The sequence below is a fragment of the Kribbella sp. genome (assembly GCF_035687465.1).
Taxonomy (GTDB): Bacteria; Actinomycetota; Actinomycetes; order Propionibacteriales; family Kribbellaceae; genus Kribbella.
Map to the genome: position 1 here is coordinate 1 of NZ_DASRXP010000759.1, position 4,219 is coordinate 4,219.

Annotated in this window: 4 protein-coding genes; 3 read left to right on the forward strand and 1 reads right to left on the reverse strand. The window is 66.5% G+C overall.

What is annotated here, in order from left to right; translation table 11 throughout:
- Positions 1-599, forward strand: a 599-nt coding sequence (locus tag VFG33_RS40960; protein ID WP_325058443.1) for a TIGR03619 family F420-dependent LLM class oxidoreductase, incomplete at its 5' end; no start/stop codon positions are given.
- 7 nt (positions 600-606) lie between these two features.
- On the opposite strand, the gene VFG33_RS40965 is transcribed toward VFG33_RS40960, so the two are convergent.
- Positions 607-1,626, reverse strand: coding sequence for a LacI family DNA-binding transcriptional regulator (locus VFG33_RS40965; RefSeq protein WP_325058444.1), 1,020 nt, complete (start codon positions 1,624-1,626; stop codon positions 607-609).
- A gap of 222 nt (positions 1,627-1,848) precedes the next feature.
- On the opposite strand from VFG33_RS40965, the gene VFG33_RS40970 reads away from it, so the two are divergent.
- Both VFG33_RS40970 and VFG33_RS40975 read left to right on the forward strand, forming a co-directional pair.
- Positions 1,849-3,144, forward strand: a complete 1,296-nt coding sequence (locus VFG33_RS40970) for an extracellular solute-binding protein (protein WP_325058445.1) — start codon at positions 1,849-1,851, stop codon at positions 3,142-3,144.
- 46 nt (positions 3,145-3,190) lie between these two features.
- Entirely contained in the window at positions 3,191-4,111 is a 921-nt protein-coding gene (locus VFG33_RS40975; protein WP_325058446.1) for a carbohydrate ABC transporter permease, read from the forward strand.
- The last annotated feature ends 108 nt before the right edge of the window (positions 4,112-4,219 follow it).

A 4,219-nucleotide genomic window follows, 5' to 3' on the forward strand; every position in this document is an offset into this window, starting at 1 on the left:
AGACCTCGCTGGTGGCGAAGCAGGCGGCCGAGGTGGACGTGCTCAGCGGAGGCCGGTTCAGGCTGGGCGTCGGGATCGGCTGGAACGAGGTGGAGTACCAGGCGCTCGGGGTGCCCTTCGAGAAGCGCGGCGCGCGGATCACCGAGCAGGTCGACCTGCTGCGCAAGCTCTGGGCGGACCCGGTCATCTCCTATCAAGGCGCGTTCCACGAGGTCGAGGAGGCCGGGCTCAATCCCTTGCCGGTACGGCGGAACATTCCGATCTGGTTCGGCGGGGATGCGGAGGCCGTACTCCGGCGTACCGGGCGGATCGGAGACGGGTGGATGCCGCAGAGCCCGCCCAACGAGGAGGCCCAGGCGCGGGTGGAACGGGTTCGCGCGTATGCGGTCGAGGCAGGGCGTGATCCCGCGGAGGTTGGATTCGAGCCGCGGTTGTCGCTGGGCGCAGTACCGGAGCGTGACTGGCCCGATTTCGTCGACGGGTGGCGCAAGCTCGGCGCGACGCATCTGTGCGTGAACACGATGAAGCTGGGCCTGAAGAAGCCGGCCGACCACTTGGCCGTACTGCGGGACGTTCTCCCGCTGCTGCAGGACCGCTGAGACCGCGTCAGCCGACGACGGTGTGAGCGGTCGAGCCGCGGATCACCAAGGGGCAGGGGAGTGTCAGGATCGTCGGTTTCGCGGTCGGGTCGGCGATCCGGCGGCGGAGCAGGTCGATGCCGGCCTTCACGATGTCGTGCACGGGCTGGTTGACCGAGGTCAGGTCGAAGGCCTCCCAGGACGCCATTTCGGTGTTGTCGAAGCCGACCACCCAGACGTCGTCCGGCACCGTCACACCGAGTGCGCGGGCGCCGTCGAGCAGCCCGAACGCGAGCAGATCAGTCACGGTGTAGATCGCCGTCGGCGGCTTCTTGGCGGACAACAGTTGCCGGGCCGCCGCGTGGCCGTCGGCGTGCGCCACATTCGTGGTGATGACGTTGCGGTTCTTGACCGAGACGCCCGCCTCGGCGAGTGCGGCACGGAAACCCAGGTCCCGGTCTCGCGAGGTGTTGCCGGTGTGCTCCAGGGTCACCAGACCGATGTCGCGGTGGCCCGCCTCGACCAGGTAGCGGCCCGCGTCGAAGGCGCCCTGCCAGTTGTCGCCCACCACCTGGTCACAGTCCAGGCCGTCGATCCCGCGGTGGATCAGCACGGTCGGCGTACCGGAGGCGACGGCGATGGTGTGCAGCTTCGAGGTGTACGTCGCCGAGGTGAGGATGAAGCCGTCGACCAGCCGTTGCTGGATCACCTTGCTGACCGATTCCTCCGGGTCGTGCTCGATGTTCCACAGGATCATGTGCAGCCCGACCTCGCCGAGCAGCCGGCCGATCTCGTCCAGCAGGGCGGCGTGGAACGGGCTCGTCACCCGGGTCATGAAGACGCCGATGGTGTCGGTCCGGCCGGTCTTCATCGCCCTGGCCAGCGCGTTCGGGGTGTAGTTCGCCTCTGCCAGCACCTGGAGCACCCGGGCCCGGGTGTCCGGGCTGACCCGTGGGCTGTTGGTCAGCACCCTCGACACCGTCGCCTGCGAGACCCCCGCCAGCCGGGCCAGGTCCCTGCTGGTCGGTGGTCGATCCGGACCGGCCATCCGCCGTACTCCCTCCGTCGGTCTTTTCAGGTTCTCCGCAGGAGAGTCTCACGTCTCGCCGTTGACCTGATGTGCTGAGCTGTGTATACGTATTCATAGCCCAGTCATCCCAGTGAAACACTCCGACCCGCCGATGCCGGCGGGGTGGTCCCGCACGTCCTCAGCGGGCCGGGATGACGGACTGCGCAGGCCATCTCGACACGATGCGGATGGGAGATTCCGGTGCAGACGTTCCACGCAGAACCGAGCCGACGCAGCTTCCTCGCCGGGCTGTCGGCACTCGCCGCCGGCGGGTTGCTGGCTGGTTGTGGCGGTAGTGGTAACCAGGCGGGCGGCAAGAACGGCCTCACGTTCCTGAACTGGCAGCAGGTCAAAGGCACCCCGCTCGAGCAGGCGATCCAGGCGCACGAGAAGGCCGCCGGTACGTCGGTCACGGTGCAGCCCGCGGTCACCCAGGAGTACGACACCAAGATGCGCACCCTGCTGGCGGGCGGCAGTCCGCCGGACGTGATGCGGATCAACGACGACTTCGTCCGCGGGTTCTCCGAGCAGGGCGCACTGCTGGACCTCAAGCCGTTCATCGAGAAGGACCAGCTCGACACCAGCCAGTTCGCCAAGGAGGTGTTCGAGTTCCCGAAGCAGCCGGACGGATCGCACACCGCCTGGGTGGTCGGGTACGAGCCGCGGCTGGTCTTCTACAACGTCGACCTCTTCAAACAGGCGGGTGTTCCGCTGCCGCCGACCACCTGGACCGGCACGGGCTGGACCTGGGACGCATTCACCGACCGGGCCAGGAAGCTCACCATCCCGGGCAAGCGCTGGGGTGCGCTGGTCTACCTCGACACCGGCTACGAGCAGACCTTCACCGTGAACCACGGAAGCGAGACCGGCATCTTCTCCCCTGACGGCACGCAGTTCACGCTGGCCGGCGGCAAGGAGGTCGAGGCCCTGCAATGGGCCACCGACCTGACTTGCAAGGACAAGGTCCAGCCGCCGTGGTCGATGCTGCAGCAGGACAACGCCGAGACCCAGCTGTTCGCGCAGGGCAAGCTCGCGATGATGTACGCGACGTTCGGCACCGTGCCGTACCTGCGCAGCACGATCAAGGACTTCACCTGGGACGTGGCGCCGCCGCCCGCCGACGTGGAGCAGAAGACCGAGTCGAGCGTCATCGTCTTCTGCATCCCGAAAGAGGCGAAGAACCCGGACCAGGCCTGGGCGCTGCTGAAGTACCTGTCCAGCGAGGAGGGCGGGAAGATCCTCCTGCAGGGCGGTGCCTTCACCCCGATCAACAACAAGGCGGCGGCCGGACTGGCGCCGAACGGCAAGATGCCGCAGCACATCGGCCTGTTCGGTGAGGCGTCCAAGCACCTCACCGCCACCAACCAGACCAAGAACACGCTCGGCGCTCGGGAGCTGTACCGCCCCGCGCTCGACCAGGCCTACAACTGCGAGAAGCCGGTCGGGGACGTCCTGCAGCAGATCAAGCCCCAGGTGGATACCGCCCTGAAGGGGTGACGCCGAACCAGTACCACACCAGTGAGGCTGATTGCCTATGGCAACGATGACGATGACACGCGGCCGCACCGTGGCGGTCACCGAGGCCCGCCGCGCACGACGCAAACAGAACTTGGTTGGCTGGCTGTTCATCAGTCCGGTCGTGGTCGGAGTGGTGGTCTTCCAGTTCTTCCCGATCCTGGTCTCGATGGGTGCGTCGCTGACCAGCTGGAACGGCATCTCGGCGCCGAAGTTCGTCGGGCTGCGGAACTTCAAGGACCTGTTCAGCAACGATCCGCTGTTCCGGCAGACGTTCAAGAACACCATCTACTTCACGGTGGCGAGCATCCCGCTGACGATCGGGATCGGCCTGGTACTGGCGCTGCTGTGTGCCCGGCCGGTCAAGGGGGTCGCCTTCTTCAGGACCGCGTACTTCGCGCCGTACGTGACGAACGTGGTCGCGATCGGCTTCGTCTGGTTCTGGTTCTTCCAGCCGGACAACGGAGTGATCAACGGGCTGCTGAGCCAGCTCGGGATCACCGGGCCGCAGTGGCTGTCGAGCTCGAGCTGGGCGATGCCGGCGGTGATCCTGGTGAGCGTCTGGCAGGGCATCGGCTACCCGATGATCATCCTGTTGGCCGGTCTGCAAGGACTGCCGGAGGAGTACTTCGAGTCCGCCCGGATCGACGGAGCGGGTGCGTGGGCACGGTTGCGGTACATCACGCTGCCGCTGCTGACGCCGCACTTCCTGTTCCTGCTGATCACCCAGTTCATCACCTCGTTCCAGGTGTTCGGCCTGATCTACGTGATGACCAAGGGCGGGCCGGGACATGCGACCAGTGTCTACATCTTCAACATCTACCAGAACGCGTTCGGCTTCGGGAAGGTCGGCTACGCCTCGGCGATGGCGTGGATCCTGTTCGCGGTGATCGCCGCGGTCACCTTCCTGCAGTGGAAGCTGCAGAAGAGGTGGGTGTTCTACTCATGAGATTCGCGAGCCGGACTTCGCAGTACGTGGTGATGGTGTTGTTCGCGGCCGCCTTCCTCGCGCCGCTGGTGTGGATGGTCAGCGCTTCGCTGCGGCCGGAGGCGCAGG